Annotated in this window: 11 protein-coding genes; 8 read left to right on the forward strand and 3 right to left on the reverse strand. The window is 45.9% G+C overall.

What is annotated here, in order from left to right:
* Positions 1–502 precede the first annotated feature (502 nt).
* On the forward strand, positions 503–985 hold the full coding sequence (locus ACWNM1_RS28475) for a DinB family protein (protein ID WP_449603612.1): 483 nt from the start codon (positions 503–505) through the stop codon (positions 983–985).
* 136 nt (positions 986–1,121) lie between these two features.
* On the opposite strand, the gene ACWNM1_RS28480 is transcribed toward ACWNM1_RS28475, so the two are convergent.
* Both ACWNM1_RS28480 and ACWNM1_RS28485 read right to left on the reverse strand, forming a co-directional pair.
* Entirely contained in the window at positions 1,122–2,732 is a 1,611-nt protein-coding gene (locus ACWNM1_RS28480; RefSeq protein ID WP_449603613.1) for a response regulator, read from the reverse strand.
* Between the two features lie 30 nt (positions 2,733–2,762).
* Positions 2,763–4,541, reverse strand: coding sequence for a sensor histidine kinase (locus ACWNM1_RS28485; RefSeq protein WP_256716220.1), 1,779 nt, complete (start codon positions 4,539–4,541; stop codon positions 2,763–2,765).
* A gap of 351 nt (positions 4,542–4,892) precedes the next feature.
* Here ACWNM1_RS28485 and ACWNM1_RS28490 point away from each other — a divergent pair, with 351 nt between their 5' ends.
* The 3 genes from ACWNM1_RS28490 to ACWNM1_RS28500 all read left to right on the forward strand — a co-directional run bounded on the left by ACWNM1_RS28490 (position 4,893) and on the right by ACWNM1_RS28500 (position 8,102).
* Positions 4,893–6,236, forward strand: a complete 1,344-nt coding sequence (locus ACWNM1_RS28490) for an ABC transporter substrate-binding protein (RefSeq protein ID WP_449603614.1) — start codon at positions 4,893–4,895, stop codon at positions 6,234–6,236.
* 72 nt (positions 6,237–6,308) lie between these two features.
* Positions 6,309–7,247: a carbohydrate ABC transporter permease gene (locus tag ACWNM1_RS28495; protein WP_076283100.1), complete on the forward strand. Its 939-nt coding sequence runs from the start codon at positions 6,309–6,311 to the stop codon at positions 7,245–7,247.
* A gap of 15 nt (positions 7,248–7,262) precedes the next feature.
* On the forward strand, positions 7,263–8,102 hold the full coding sequence (locus ACWNM1_RS28500) for a carbohydrate ABC transporter permease (RefSeq protein WP_449603615.1): 840 nt from the start codon (positions 7,263–7,265) through the stop codon (positions 8,100–8,102).
* Positions 8,103–8,202: 100 nt separating this feature from the next.
* Here ACWNM1_RS28500 and ACWNM1_RS28505 read toward each other — a convergent pair whose 3' ends face one another.
* Positions 8,203–9,039 (reverse strand): AraC family transcriptional regulator, encoded by an 837-nt coding sequence (locus ACWNM1_RS28505; RefSeq protein WP_449603616.1) that lies wholly within the window; start codon positions 9,037–9,039, stop codon positions 8,203–8,205.
* A gap of 189 nt (positions 9,040–9,228) precedes the next feature.
* Between ACWNM1_RS28505 and ACWNM1_RS28510 the strand changes: the two genes are divergently transcribed.
* The 4 genes from ACWNM1_RS28510 to ACWNM1_RS28525 are packed head-to-tail and all read left to right on the forward strand — an operon-like array spanning position 9,229 to position 15,305.
* Positions 9,229–10,374: a DUF2264 domain-containing protein gene (locus ACWNM1_RS28510; RefSeq protein ID WP_449603617.1), complete on the forward strand. Its 1,146-nt coding sequence runs from the start codon at positions 9,229–9,231 to the stop codon at positions 10,372–10,374.
* A 38-nt stretch (positions 10,375–10,412) separates the two neighbouring features.
* A complete protein-coding gene (locus tag ACWNM1_RS28515) occupies positions 10,413–12,230 on the forward strand; it encodes a hypothetical protein (protein WP_449603618.1) in 1,818 nt (605 codons plus the stop codon).
* Positions 12,231–12,275: 45 nt separating this feature from the next.
* Positions 12,276–13,412, forward strand: coding sequence for a glycoside hydrolase family 88 protein (locus ACWNM1_RS28520; RefSeq protein WP_449603619.1), 1,137 nt, complete (start codon positions 12,276–12,278; stop codon positions 13,410–13,412).
* Between the two features lie 9 nt (positions 13,413–13,421).
* Positions 13,422–15,305, forward strand: a complete 1,884-nt coding sequence (locus tag ACWNM1_RS28525; protein WP_449603620.1) for a DUF2264 domain-containing protein — start codon at positions 13,422–13,424, stop codon at positions 15,303–15,305.
* The last annotated feature ends 101 nt before the right edge of the window (positions 15,306–15,406 follow it).

Here is a 15,406-nt window from a genome sequence, read left to right on the forward strand (position 1 = left end):
TAGGAAAGATTTGTTTTTTTAACTTTAGTAAAAATGGTTATCATTGATAAAATGAAAAAATGTTGAATACTTATGACGATGAGTATCATAGCGGATGCAATTTCAAAAGCTCCTATCTTCTTGAATTAGGTGGGATATTTGATAATTCAGACCGTACCTTCTGATTTTTTTCTTTTCTTATCCTAAATGAAAAATCACAAAAAAACCAAGGTCATCCATTCATGTTAACGACTCAGAATTCGGTTGTTAGGATTTAACCCACTGTCGGTCTGATTAGTTACCAAGTAATTATTCCGTTTTCACATGGCTGAATTTATGAAGAACATCAACCGAATCCGTATTGTTATCAGTGATCGTGTGCTTCTTCATGCATAAAGATTTTCAGTTCAGCCTATTTCAGTTCAAATTTTATAGATTGTTTGTAACAGACCCTGTGACAGGTTATAATTTAATTGGTATGACTAAGTAATCGTTATTTAACGACCAATAAAGGGGATTTCAAATGTACAGAACAGTTCAAGATTTTCTAGGAGAATGGGCAAGCGCTTCTGCAGGGACAATTCGCGTTCTTGAATCACTTACCGATGACAAATTAGATCAGGTAATTGTTGAAGGTCATAACTCATTGGGATGGTTAGGTTGGCACTTGGCAACCTGTCCGATGTTTTTTGGTGGTCAGGTAGGGTTAACACTTACTCCAGTAGGCAATCCGAAGGAAGTTCCGGCTCATGCGGCTGTGATTGTTGAAGCTTATAAGAATATCGCGGCTAATATTGCTTCTGAGCTTGAGAAATTAACGGACGAGCAAATGGTTGAGAGTGTACAGACCTTTGCTGGATTAATGCCTCGTGGTGCAATGCTTAGATCGCTTATAGATCACCAGACACATCATCGTGGTCAAATGACTGTCCTCTTACGTCAAGCAGGTCTTCGTGTACCTGGCGTAATTGGTCCTACTAGAGAAGAACAAGCTCAAATGAAATAGTTACTGGTGCTTGTCCCTAGTGAAAGCTTGCCGAATAGGGATGGCACTACGAAAAAATCTCGTTTCCTAGACATTTGTCTTGGAAACGAGATTTTTTGTTGTCGGAACTGCTTTTTGGCGGGGGCGGTTTTCTCTATCAGCCTGCTTCAATTTGTTGCATATATTCTCTGGGTGAGATCCCCGTCACTTTTTTGAAGACCTTACTGAAATAGAAGGCACTTTCATAACCAAGTTTTTGGGAAATTTCGTAAATACGACCTTCACCGCGCATCATCATTTCCTTGGCCACAGTGATTTTAGTCTCTGTGATATATTCTACATAATTGACCTTAGCGACTTTGGAGAACAGATGGCTTAAATAGTTTGGACTGAAATTGAAGACATCTGCTACTTGATTCAGTGAAAGCTTAGTGCCGAGATTTCTTTTGATGTATTCCTGGACATTTTTGACGATTTGTTCTTTATAGCTTTGTCTTCGAGTAGAGAGAATTTCCGAGCAGCCATCACGGAACTGAATCAACCAGCCGGCGATCTCTTCAATTGTATGCATCTGATAGATGGCCCGGTAGCCTTCCGGTTCATTTTCAAAGATATGCTCTACAATGTTTTCTCCATCCGCAAGAAGCGAAGTGGCCATATACAGAATATTGCAGGCAGCATCGGTGGCGGGCACCAGTAAGTCAGGTCGGTCTTCGAAGATTTCAATCATTTTGGAGATGATGGTGTATAAAGCAAGGGTATCTAGTTCTTCAAAAGCACGGCGGATCTCTGAACGGGATTCAGAGAAATCAAACAACTGATTCTCCTGCTCAAGAGATTCCTTCTCATCGAAGAAAACAAAAGACCGTTCTTGCACGGCAACTGGCAATGCCTTTCGAGCTGCTAGGTAGCTCTCCCGCAGTAAATAGGGCTCCTCGACGGCAAACCCTATGGCACCAATAATCGTTACATTGAAATAGTTATGTAATACGGATGCCATGTCGGTAAGTTGCTTCTCAATGTCAGACATCCAGTGCCGGGGGTCGACTTCGGGGACAGGTAGAGCAACGGCGAAATTACGTAAGTCAAGACTGGTGACATAGCAGGGTTGTATAGAAGTAAGCGTGTCCTTTGCCATTTGCACAGTACTTGAGCATAAGGCAACCAGCTTATCTCCACGGGGAGGGACGGTGTCTGGGCCCAGAATGCGGCAAGTACAGACCAGGTAGGCGGGCTCGGAAAACTCTAACGCCAAATCCTCTTTCTGCAGAAGATACTGGTTCTTATTCTCGAACAGGTTATTGAACAGACGAATGAAGAATTTATCACGTTGCGCCTGAAGGTTGCCACGGTGAACAAGCTTTGGGTAGCTTTCCATCGTCTGGTAACTCTCTAGAAAGGAAATGGCCTTTCGGATGGATTCGGCCAGTGCTTCCGGAGTGAGTTCCAGCTTTACTAGATAATCCGTGGCCTGCACCTCTATAGCTGCACGTGCGTATTTAAATTCTTCATAACTAGTCAACATAATGAATAGCGGAAGTCGACCATATTTTTGGCGTATCGAAGCGGCAACCTCTAAACCGCTCTTAATTGGCATTTTGATATCGCTGATTACGATGTCCGGGTGGAGAGTGTCAATCATCTCTTCTTCTTGAGCACCGTTGTGCGCGATACCGACAATTTCAATATTATATTGCTCCCATTTCAGCATAGACTGCAAGCCGATACAGACAAGAGCTTCGTCGTCGGCAATTAATAATTTAATCAATTTGACCACATCCTTGCTAGATTTGCCATTCTACTCTTTTTGTATAAATGGTAGAAGGATTTTCATTAGAGTATACTGGCCCATTTCACTCTCAATCGAAAGACCGTAATTCTCCCCAAAGGCTAGCCGTAAGCGCTCATTTACACTATGGAGTCCAACGTTCTCGAAAACTCCCCTAGTTCCATCCTCCGATTCACACAGAATGGTGGAGATTTGTTCTTCCTTCATGCCTACACCGTTGTCTTCAATCGTGACCAGGATATCGGCAAATCCGCTTTTTTTCACCGTGATGAGAATATCTCCTCTACCTTTGGGCTCGATGCCATGGAAGATAGCATTCTCAACCAGAGGTTGTAACGTGAAACGGGGAATCAGGCCGGAGAGCAGTTCCTCATCTTCAATTTCCTTCACCATCGAGACTGTACTGCCATACCGGTATTTCTGAATCAGAAAATAGTCATCGAGCAGGCTTAACTCATCTTTCAGTGGCATTAGTCTCCGGTTGTCTTTGGCGATGCTCCGCAGCAGTCTGGAGAGTGAAGTAGTCATTTCTGCAATGCCGGTAGCATTCTGAATCGTAGCCATCCATTTGATCGAATTCAGTGTGTTGTACAAGAAGTGGGGATTGATCTGACTTTGCAGCATCCTGTACTCTAGCTCCTGTTTCTGCTTCTCGTCAGCGAGCCGGCTATCCATGAGCGCAACAATGTCCTGTGACAGGCGGTTGATACCTCGACCAACATCACCTAGTTCACTGTTCCATTCGATATTGCGGTCCAGCAAGAAGTTGCCCTGGGCAATCTTATCAATTCGCTTCTTTAATTTCTCTACCGGGAGACTGATGTTACGGGTTAAGTACAAAGTAATAATGCCGCTTAAGACGATGACTAGTAAACAAACGCCAAGCATTACCAGAATCCATATATTTGCTTTGGGAGCGAATTGATCATTGGATAAGGTCTGCGACAGAATCACTCCACTACGAACGGGATAAGAGACCACGATTTGGCTTTCTTCATCCTCCAGCTTGATCATGGACAGCTCGGTTTGTGGACCGACAGGCTTATCATCGGTATAGGCCACAGGTTCATACGGCGTAGTCATTGCAGTCACTTTATCGCCAATGAGCTGATAATGATGATTGCCGAGCGTCAACAGCATTCGAGAATTCTTAGGCAGGGAATACCCCTTCAACTTGTCGGTAATTAAGGAAGTATTGGCAAGTAAGTAGACCGTTCCAATCCGGGCAGCCCCATCTCCGTAAATAGGTAGAACAAAAGGAATTCCGTTCGTGGTGGAGAGCGGGTCCTTAATTACTTGTTCCCACTGCTCCACAGCATCTTTATTTAGTCCGGGAATTTGACCGATATTGTGCACAGTAAGTGGAATTGAAGTGCTGACGGAATTATCCACCTGCAGGAACTTTCCGTTGTTACCCGTAACAATCAAGCGGCGGACATAGCTATTGGAGCGATTGATCCGAAAGTCCTCCTGCATAGAGTTAAATACATTAACAGCATCCTTGGCGCTTGCCTTTGGAGATACAAAATAATCAGTGAGTAATGTATTGGTGGACGAGTTGGTGCTATTGGTCATCGCTAATGAGGAGAGATTAATCAAATCTTGTTCAATAATATGGGAAACTAGCTGCAGGTTGAACTCAGTCGCCTGGATGGTTGTTTTACGCTGATAATAGGTAATCAATTCATAGCTGAAAAAGGATAGCAGAGCGGCGATTAGTAGCGCAAAGATGGTCATGATCAGAATAATGCGGCTCTTAATGGTTGATTTTCTTACCGTATTGAACACTCCTCTACACAATGCAGAAAAATATAAAGCGGTTTCAAAAATATCTTTCAATTAATGCATGTTCAAAGTTAATCTTCTATTTATAATATGCTTAACTAGTTTACCGATATCCATATTAACACCATAGCATATTCCTGTGATTCCATACAGTGGAAGACAGAGGAGCTGAGAATTTTACATGTTTTAAATAGGATTTTACAGGTTTGAAGCGAGGAGGAAGAGAAGAACAAAGAAAAGTGAATGAACTGAGTTTGAAAATACATGCCATTCCAGAGAGGAAAGTCTTAAACTTTGAAATAGATCGGATGAGCCGATCCGTGTAAACAATCAGAAGGAAAAGGGGATTTTCAAATGAAATTAAAAAGATTCTATGGCATGACTTTTGCCACAATACTTTCCCTAAGTGCGCTAGCCGGATGTTCCGGTAATAACAACAACGAAGGCAGTGCTGCAACAGCTGCTCCAGAAACGGGTAATTCTGCAAGCGCTTCCGCTGATCCGAAGCAAGAGCCTGTAACCTTGAAATGGGCATTGTGGGATTGGGAAGCCACTGCATACTATCAGCCGTTGATCGATGCCTATAAAGCTGAGCATCCGAATGTAACGATTGACTATGTGGATCTTGGTTCCACTGACTACATGACAATGCTGAGTACTCAGTTGTCCGGTGGTGCAGATCTGGATGTTCTTACGATTAAGGATATTCCTGGATACTCAAACCTTGTGAAACAAAATCACTTAGAGCCGCTCAAGGGATTCATGGGAGACAAAAACATTGATCCATCCGTCTACGGCGGTACTGTAGAACAGATCGAAGTGAACGATGAAGTGTATGCGCTTCCTTTCCGCAGTGATTTCTGGGTCGTTTACTACAATAAGGATTTGTTCGATAAAGCAGGAGTGGAGTATCCAAGTAACGATATGACATTCGACCAATATGATGAACTTGCTAGAAAAATGACCTCCGGCAGTGGTGCTGAAAAAGTATACGGAGCCCATTATCATACTTGGCGGAGCGCGGTTCAATTGTTCGGAATTCTTGACGGCAAGAACAATGTTGTCGGTGGAAACTACGATTTCCTGAAGCCAACCTATGAACGGATTTTGAAAGAACAGGAAGATGGTATCGTTATGGATTACGCCACACTAAAGACTTCAAGCACGCATTATTCCGGTGTGTTCTACAACAATTCCGTTGCGATGATGAACATGGGCAGCTGGTTTATAGCGACTCAAATTGAAAAGGTGAAGAGCGGCGAGTCTCAATCAACCAACTGGGGAATTGTGAAATATCCTCACCCGGATGGCGTGGAAGCCGGTACAACACTGGGTACTATTACTTCCCTGGCTGTAAATCAGAAATCTAAAAATAAAGAAGTGGCACTTGATTTCATGAACTTTGTGACTGGTGAAGAAGGTGCAAAAGTCATTGCTTCCACCGGAACCATTCCAGCGATTAAGAACGATGAAGTTATCAGTTCCATAACTTCCATTGACGGTTTCCCTACGGATGATAACAGCAAAGCGGCACTGACTACGGTTCAGACGTATTTGGAAATGCCAATGCATGAAAAGAGTGCGGACATTGAAGTAATTCTAAACGAAGCCCACGATAACATTATGACCAAAAACGCTTCGATCGACGAAGGTTTGAAGGATATGAATACGCGCGTACAGCAGCTCTTGAACAATTAACTTGAAGAGAGTTGGTGAATTCTAAGGGCGGGTGAAAGCCCGCCTTTTATAGAAAGGTTTGGAGGAGAAAGAATGCAGAACGAAACCATATTGGATACAAAAAAAATCCCTAAACGTCATTTGTCAAAAGGTGTCCGGGAAAACCTGGTAGCGTACAGCTTCATTGCGCCGAACTTTATCGGATTTGCCGTGTTTACACTAGTTCCCATGTTTTTCGCCTTTATCCTAGCTTTTGTGAAATGGGATGGGGCCAATCCAATGAAGTATATTGGACTGGACAATTTCACCCGGCTTATTAAAGATACAACTTTTCACAAAGCATTATGGAATACCATTGTTTACACTATTGGCGTAGTACCGTTCACCATGATTGTTGCGCTCGCGCTGGCGATTTTGCTTAATCAGAAGATCATGGCCCGCAATTTCATGAGAACCGTATTCTTTTTCCCATATGTAGCATCCTTGGTAGCCGTTGCTGCTGTATGGAATTTTATCTTCAGCCCTACGATGGGGCCGATCAATAATATTTTGCATACCCTTACCGGAATCCCGCTGGAGGATCTTCCCCGCTGGGCGGCGGATAAACATTGGGCGATGTTCACAGTAATCCTGTTCACAGTGTGGAAAAACATGGGTTATTACATGGTCATTTATTTAGCAGGTCTTCAGGGAATCAACCCTGAGTTGTATGAGGCTGCTGAGCTAGATGGTGCTAACGCCTGGAGAAGATTCCGCAATGTGACGGTCCCTCAATTGGCGCCTACATCCTTCTTTGTGCTGATGATTCTAGTCATCAATTCGTTCAAAGTCTACGATATTTTTATCAACCTATTTGCCGGCGCTGATAACCAGTTGAATGATTCTACAAGGGTTATGGTTTATCAAATCTACAATACGGCGTTCCGTTCGCTTGATTACGGATATGCCAGCGCCATGGCCATTGTATTGTTTCTGCTGGTACTTGGCATCACCATCGTCCAGTTCCGCGGTGAGAAGAAATACGGACAATAGGAGGATTCAAAAGATATGGTAGGTAAAAGTAAAGGACTTAGAATCAGCATTATGGTTCTTGTGTATATTTTGTTGTTTGCTACAGTGCTGGCGATGCTGGTTCCGTATATATGGATGTTGTCCTCATCGCTCAAGCTTAACAAGGATGTATTCTCCTTCCCGATGCAATGGATTCCGGCGAATCCGCGCTGGGAGAATTTCGTGGATATCTGGACCCGCATTCCGCTAGACCGCTTCATTTATAACACGGCGAAATTATCAATTATCGTAACGATTCTGCAGCTGCTGACTTCAAGCTTTGCAGCGTATGCATTCTCCAAACTACAGTTCAGAGGGAAAAATGTTTTATTCCTTGGATATATTGCTACGATCGCGATTCCTTGGCAGGCATATATGGTGCCGCAATTTATCTTGATGCGTTACATGGGACTTAACAATACCCATCTGGCAATCATTCTATTGCAGGCATTCTCGGCTTTCGGAGTATTTCTGATGCGGCAGTTCTATCAGGGAGTCCCAGATGAATTATGCGAGGCGGCCCGAATCGATGGCTTGAGCGAATATGGGATTTGGGCGAGAATCATGCTGCCATTATCCAAGCCGGCTTTGTCCACCTTGACGATATTTACCTTTGTTGCCACTTGGAATGACTTCTTGGGGCCGATGATTTATTTGACGGATACAAAACTCAAGACCATTCAAATTGGACTACGAATGTTCATTTCGCAATATTCCGCCGAGTACGGTCTGATAATGGCTGCAAGTGTGGTTTCTATTATCCCAGTTGTGATTGTTTTCTTGGCACTTCAGAAGTACTTCGTTCAAGGCGTCGCAGCATCTGGTATTAAAGGCTAGACAGGTTTGAACCTGGCAGCTGCATTTAGCGGGTGCCAGGTTTTTTTTATAAGTTCAAAGAAGGGTTTATACAATTGCGAGGCGTCGATAAGTGGAAATGTCAGCTTTTTTTGCCGTATTTTCCAGGTGGAATGCCCGTGATGTTCTTGAAAGTACGTATGAAATTGGCATAGTCATTGAAGCCCGATAGATAACATGTATCGGATACGGAGTTCCCGGCGGATAAGAGCTGTTTGGATAACGCGATCTTTTTAAGCAGGACGTAACGGTAGATTGTTCCACCGGTTTGTTGCTTGAACAGGTGACTAAGATAATATTTATCGATGTTTAATTCTCCGGCGATCTGCTCAAGCGACAGATTCAGATGCAGATGGTTATCGATATAGCCCATGGCCGATTGAATATGTGAAGAAATAATGCTGGGTATGGTGGTAACTGTACGGTTATAAAGCTCATTAATAAGGACCAGGATCTGAATCAGATAAGTCAGAGCCAGAACCTCACTGCCGTATTGTGGGTTCTCCAAAATTGCAATTAGGCGGTAGGCGAGGGTCTTATACTCTGAAAGCAATGCTTCATCCATTTGTGCGAGATTTTGCTCCCCGGGCTGACGGTTCTGGAAACAGGCAAGCAGATTTGTGGCTGCAGTGCAGAAGGGATATACAAGTGGAGCTTTGAAATGGATTGTTAAGCGTTCATAAGGTTCTGGAGATAAATTGATGATTTTATGTATTTCGTGATTGTTAAATAAGAGTACATTGCCCCGCTGAAGCGGATAGCTGTACTGATCTACAAATCCGTTCACCGTGCCGCCTAAAAATAGGAAGATTTCAAAGTGATCATGAATATGAAAATCTTTGGTGGGTGAGATCGGTGAATTGCCGATGCCCGCCAGTATGTCGCCTTCGAACGGCTGATAATACTGGGCATGTTTCATCCGGATAACCCCTTTCAGATTAATAGCAATAAACGCAATAAATAATCATTAATCGCAAAGACATTGCAATAATACAACACTAAACTATAGAAGAAGATTACGCAATAAACCAAATATACAGCTGGTCTGAACATGAGTAGTAGGGATCTGCATTTGCTGAATAGACTCAATTGAAAGGGTGGATGGTGTATGAATAGTACGAAACACCGCAAATATTGGCTGGATACGATGCTACAGATCGGGAGCCCAGTACTTGACGCTTTGTCGCAAAGAAAATTAAAGGAACGGCTGCCCACCGAGTTTCATAGTGACAGGAGTCAGTTTGCGCATTTGGAGGCATTCGCCAGGTTGGCCTGTGGAATGGCCCCATGGCTAGAGCTTGAAGGGCTGGAGGGTAAAGAGGAAGAGCTTAGGGCCCATTATGCCGTGCTGATGCTGGAATGCATTGATGCCGCTGTCGATCCATCTTCGCCTGACTATATGGAATTTAAGTCCGAAGGCCAACCGCTGGTCGATGCGGCATTCCTCGCCCATGCGTTGGTGCGTGCGCCGAAGCAACTTGCCGGGCGTCTGAATGCACGAGTCAAAGTTAATTTAATAACAGCCTTGAAGCAAACGCGCTGGACTGCACCGAGCGGCAGCAACTGGCTACTGTTCAGCGCAATGGTGGAAGCGGCTTTGTATATCCTCGGTGATCCTGAATATGACCGGATGCGCGTTGGTTATGCGATTCATATGTTTATGGATTGGTATAAGGGCGATGGCATGTACGGTGACGGAAAGGACTTTCACTGGGATTATTACAACAGCTTTGTTATTCAGCCGATGCTGGTAGATGTGGTGACACTCTTTGAACGGGAGTCGGAGCAATATTCGGTATTGAGGCCATTGATTCTGGAGCGGGCACAAAGATACGCAACTGTTCTGGAACGGATGATTGCATCGGATGGGACTTATCCCTTTATCGGGCGCTCCATTGTCTACCGTTTTGGTGCGTTTCAGCTGTTGTCGCAGGCGGCGCTTCAGCATTTCTTGGAGGAATCACTTTCTCCCGCGCAGGTATGCTGCGCCTTGACTGCTGTAATTACACGGACTATGGAATTTCCGGGCACCCTGGATGAGGACGGATGGCTACGTCCGGGGGTGTATGGCTACCAGCCCGAGCTTGCGGAGAGCTATATCAATACGGGAAGTCTCTATTTATGCGCTTCAGTATTTCTTCCTCTGGGGTTACTTCCTTCAGATCCTTTCTGGGCAGGGACAGAACTGAAATGGACAGCACAAAGAATCGCAGCCGGAGAGGATGTTATGAGAGATCATGCCTTGAGTAGATAGGGGGATCTGATCTAATCGGTCAAAGGGAGGGGAAGAGCATGAACAGACAGGAGCTTTTCGGAATTGTCCAAGAAATGAAGCCAGCAAATCTGAGCTTGTATTATCCTGATGGAGAGTCGGATGCTTTTTGGAAACAAGCCTTATTATCCGAGACATTAAAGGAAGATATCAGCGAAATCCGCGAGGAGGCTCAAAGATTAGACAGCCAGCCTATATCTGAGCTGACGGATACGCTATTTTCAATTTTTGTGCGTACGGGTTCGAGATTGGAATATGAACGGGTCTATTTCGAACGGAGAAGAAGGCTGAATACATATGTATTTATGACCTTGCTTGAGCCGGATAATGTCAGACTACTGGAGAACCTGGAAAATATCCTATGGTCTATATGCGAAGAGTACACATGGTGCCTGCCAGCCCATCTTCCTGCAGATCATAATACAGAGAATATTGATCAGTTTATTGATCTGTTCTCCTCGGAGACCGCATTTACCCTTGCCGAAATTTCTCTATTACTGGGAGAACGACTTCCGCTGCTTCTTCGATCCCGAATCAGAAATGAAGTAGAAAAGAGAATATTTCGGCCCTTTATTGATTGTGGTCCTTATGAATGGGAGACTGCACGTCATAACTGGGCAGCAGTGTGCGCAGGGTCGATCGGGGCAGCCGCCTTATTGATGTTGGATGATCCTGCTGCGCTGACGAATATCCTGCTGAAGACTGAACGCAGCATGAGCTTCTATCTGGAAGGCTTCGGGGATGATGGGGCCTGCCTGGAAGGTCTGAGTTACTGGAACTACGGATTTGGCTATTTCACGTATTACAGCGATCTTCTCCGGGTTAGAAGTGAGGGAAGAGTAGATTGGTTTGCAACGGACAAAGTGCGAAGTATCGCTCAGTTCCAACAGAAAATTTCCATCGGTGGCAATTTTGTCGCCAATTTCTCTGACTCAGAGCCTCGAATTCACATACATATGGGCTTGTCCCATTATTTAGCTGATACCTATACAGAAGTAGAATGTCCTCCGCCTGTGCTCCGCACTCCTTACGCTAAGGATCACTGCAGCCGCTGGGCTCCGGCTTTTCGAAATCTCATCTGGAGAAGGACCAGCGATGAGAAACAGGATCAGGATTGGGGAGACGCCAGTTATTATCTTCCTGATGCGGAATGGCTTGTCTCGCGTTATCAGTCTGGAGGAAGTTCGTTCGGCTTTGCGGCTAAGGGAGGGCATAACGCTGAACCTCATAATCATAATGATCTGGGACAGTTCATTCTGTCAGGTGGAGGCGAAATCTATGCAGCTGATCTCGGCTGTGGAGAGTATACGGCTGAATATTTTGGGGCTGGCCGTTATCAATATGATTGCAATGGCTCGCAGGGACATTCGGTTCCTATCATCGGCGGCCAGTATCAACAGGCTGGCAGGAAGCATAGTGCTACAGTTCTGTATGCGTCGGCTGCGGTGGAAAAGGATGAACTGAAGCTGGAGCTGTCTCAGGCATACGAAGTGGAAGAGCTTCAATCCCTGATCCGCTCTATGGTTTGGTACAAGGGGCAGCATCCTCGCTTGGAGTTAATGGACGAGTACCAGTATAACGGTAAGTCAGTGAGCTGGACAGAGCGGTTCGTTACCTTGCGTCATCCGAAAATGCTGCGTTCTGGTGTTGTGCTGCTGCCCGGAACTGGAGTAGGCGGAGTGGAATTGACTTATGATGTTCAGATCGTTGAGCCAGAGATTACTGCACGTGAGTACCGGGATCATTTTGGCAGGGATACGGTCTGGCATACGCTAGACTTTCATGCTCTTCAGCCCGGTTCTGAAGGAAAATTAGTATTCACCTTTCAATTTATATAAATGATGAAATAAATAGTGAACCATTCTAAGAAGGCGGTGTTTGAAATGAACATAACGGTAAACCCAACTTGGCTGGATGAAGCTTGGAACAAGGCACTTGAAAAGACAAGATGTAACAATGGAAAGATCGGTGCAGAATTTCCACACGCGAGTCAAGGTGGTAAATACTTGCTTGAAGCACCGAACTGGTGGACAGCAGGGTTCTGGCCGGGAATGCTCTGGCAGTTTTATTCTGAAAGTGGGGACGAAAATCTTAAAATGATCGCAGAGCGCTGCGAAGAGAGACTCGACGAGGTACTGGACGGCTACGTTAAGCTGGATCACGATTTAGGCTTCATGTGGATTCTTACCAGTGTGGCAAATTATAAGTTAACGGGTAGCGAAGCGTCGCGAATTCGGGCATTAAAGGCGGCCAACTACCTGGCAGCCCGCTTCAATCTGAAAGGACATTATATTCGGGCTTGGAATCCATGGAGTGAAGGGGAGGACAACAGCGGAGTTGCTATTATCGACTGCTGCATGAACACCAGTCTGTTGTTCTGGGCTTCCGAGACAACGGGTGATCCCCGCTATCGTCATATCGCAGAGGCGCATATGGATACTGTGCTGGAGCATTTTATCCGACCTGATGGCTCTGTGTACCACATCGTCAAATTCAACCCGGAGACGGGTGGAGTGGTGGAGAAGCTTGGTGGGCAAGGCTTTGCGCCCGAATCGGCTTGGTCACGCGGCACGGCTTGGGCCATTTACGGCCTAGCGCTTGCCTATCATCATACGGGAAAGCAAAGCTACTTGGATGCAGCCAAGCAGGTAGCGCATTTCTTCTTGACCCGACTGCCGGATGATCACGTTCCACATTGGGATTTCCGCGCTCCCGGTGAAGTCGGCGAGATACGTGATAGCTCCGCTGGTTCCTGCGCAGCGAGTGGATTGCTGCTGCTAGCCGACCAGGTGGATGATTCGGAGTCCCATGTGTACCGGAACGGGGCTATAAGAATTGTGGAATCTCTCTACAGGAATTATGGCAGTTGGGACAATGCGGACGAGGAAGGGTTGCTTCTTCATGGTACAAGTAACTACCCTGAGAACCGGAATATAGATGTTCCGCTTATCTACGGTGATTTTTTCTATGTCGAAGCACTGGCTCGGCTTAAAGCAGCAGGACCCTTCTATTGGGAATAGGGGGGGATTATGATGAACAATGAGAAATCTTTTTCTCGTATTGGCGATAACCCGCTAAAGACCCGTGAGGATCTGGTGATCGCTCTTGAGCAGCTTACGGATCCACTTCGGCCGTTCTACAGCAAAGGTGGCTCACGACTTAAAATTGGCAAAACAGGGGCGAGCTATTCGGCAGCAACTGCTGAAATGGAAGGTTTCTCGCGGGTGTTGTGGGGTTTGGTACCCCTGCTCATTGGTGGTGGAGACAACGAACTCTGGGACATCGTGCTGGATGGCATTCGGTATGGCACCGATCCTTCTCATGAAGAATATTGGGGAGAGGTGAAGGATTACGACCAACGTTTGGTCGAAATGGCGGTCTTCGGCTTCGCATTGGCAGCCATTCCTGAACAGATTTGGTTGCCGCTTGCTCCGAATGAGCAGGATCAATTATACCGTTGGCTGAATCAAATAAACGCCCATCCTTGCTATGATTGCAATTGGCTGTTCTTTAACGTTTTAGTCAATGTCGGATTCCGCAAAATCGGTCGTCCCTACGACGGAGGACAGCTAGAGAACAATTTGAAGCGCATGGATGATTTCTATTTGGGAGAGGGCTGGTACAGCGACGGGATTAATGGCCACAGCGATTATTATGTACCTTTTGCTATTCATTACTATGCACTGCTGTACGCAAAGCTGATGGAACAGGAAGACTCCGAACGTTCCCGTGTGTTCAAAGAACGGGCTCGATTGTTTGCTGCTGAATTCATCGGCTGGTTCGCACCCGACGGTTCCGCCCTTCCTTATGGGCGTAGCTTGACTTACCGCTTTGCCCAGTCGGCATTTTGGAGCGCCTTTGCCTATGCAGACGTTGAAGGATTTTCTGCTGGTGTGGTAAAAGGTCTAGTGCTGCGAAATCTGCGTTGGTGGTTCAGTCAGCCTATTCTTGACGCCGATGGCGTACTGAGCATCGGATATACTTATCCGAATCTGGTCATGGCGGAGAATTATAATGCTCCCGGATCTCCGTATTGGGCGTTAAAGACTTTCCTGCCGCTGGCTCTAAGGGCGGATCATCCGTTCTGGAAGGAAGAGGAACTGCCGCTACCGTCCATTCCGGCTGTCATGGTTCAGAAGCCTGCACATCTTGTCATCGTCCGCGAGCACGCTTCCGGTCATGTAGCGGCCTTCAATAGCGGTCATTTATACACGAATGAACATACCCACACCTCGGCCAAATACGAAAAATTCGTGTATTCAACAAGCTTCGGCTTCAGCGTGCCCCGCTCCGAATGGGGGCTCTCCCAAGGAGCGTTCGACGCTATGCTTGCGCTGAGCGAGCGCGGAGACAACTTATACCGGGTACGACGCCAGAATATAGAGTCTGAGATGATTAACAACGTCCTTCGTTCCGTCTGGAAACCGTGGGCCAATGTCGAGGTTCAGACTTGGGTTGTCGCCGGACTTCCTTGGCATATTCGGATTCATCGAGTCGAAACTGGACGGTCGCTGGATACCGCAGAGGGTGGATTCGCACTTGGCCAAGAGAATGAAATGCTATCGAAGATCGATGTGGCTGGTGCGATGGCCTCCACTGCTTGGGGAACCAGCGCAATCAAGAATTTGTTAGGTTGTCGGAAGGGTGAGCTGGTCTGGCCGAACGCCAATACGAACCTGCTTCACCCTCGAACGGTGCTGCCGATGCTGACGAGCACCCTTGAGCCGGGAATTCATTGGCTCGCTTCGGCCGTCTATGGTCGTCCTTCAAAGGGGGCTTTGGATATTCAGGCTGATCAAGCTGATGAGGTCCTCAAGCATTCACCTGAGCAAGATTTGAAAGTTAAGTTCAGCGAGGGAACGTTAACCATTGTCACTCATTTTGGGAGAGAAATCGTTCTTAATATACAATGAGTTGGTTGAATATTTCTCACACTAATTGAAAAGTCACAACAACAGCCCTGATGCAGAACTACTGCATTAGGGCTGTTGTTTCATGTGGATTTTTATGATTT

The sequence above is a fragment of the Paenibacillus sp. Marseille-Q9583 genome (genome assembly GCF_976954365.1).

Bases quoted from the DNA above. Each gene is read 5' to 3' on its own strand.
- ACWNM1_RS28475 (WP_449603612.1), top strand. From the start codon at position 503: ATGTACAGAACAGTTCAAGATTTTCTAGGAGAATGGGCAAGCGCTTCT.
- ACWNM1_RS28490 (WP_449603614.1), top strand. From the start codon at position 4,893: ATGAAATTAAAAAGATTCTATGGCATGACTTTTGCCACAATACTTTCC.
- ACWNM1_RS28495 (WP_076283100.1), top strand. From the start codon at position 6,309: ATGCAGAACGAAACCATATTGGATACAAAAAAAATCCCTAAACGTCAT.
- ACWNM1_RS28500 (WP_449603615.1), top strand. From the start codon at position 7,263: ATGGTAGGTAAAAGTAAAGGACTTAGAATCAGCATTATGGTTCTTGTG.
- ACWNM1_RS28505 (WP_449603616.1), bottom strand. From the start codon at position 9,039: ATGAAACATGCCCAGTATTATCAGCCGTTCGAAGGCGACATACTGGCG.
- ACWNM1_RS28510 (WP_449603617.1), top strand. From the start codon at position 9,229: ATGAATAGTACGAAACACCGCAAATATTGGCTGGATACGATGCTACAG.
- ACWNM1_RS28515 (WP_449603618.1), top strand. From the start codon at position 10,413: ATGAACAGACAGGAGCTTTTCGGAATTGTCCAAGAAATGAAGCCAGCA.
- ACWNM1_RS28520 (WP_449603619.1), top strand. From the start codon at position 12,276: ATGAACATAACGGTAAACCCAACTTGGCTGGATGAAGCTTGGAACAAG.
- ACWNM1_RS28525 (WP_449603620.1), top strand. From the start codon at position 13,422: ATGATGAACAATGAGAAATCTTTTTCTCGTATTGGCGATAACCCGCTA.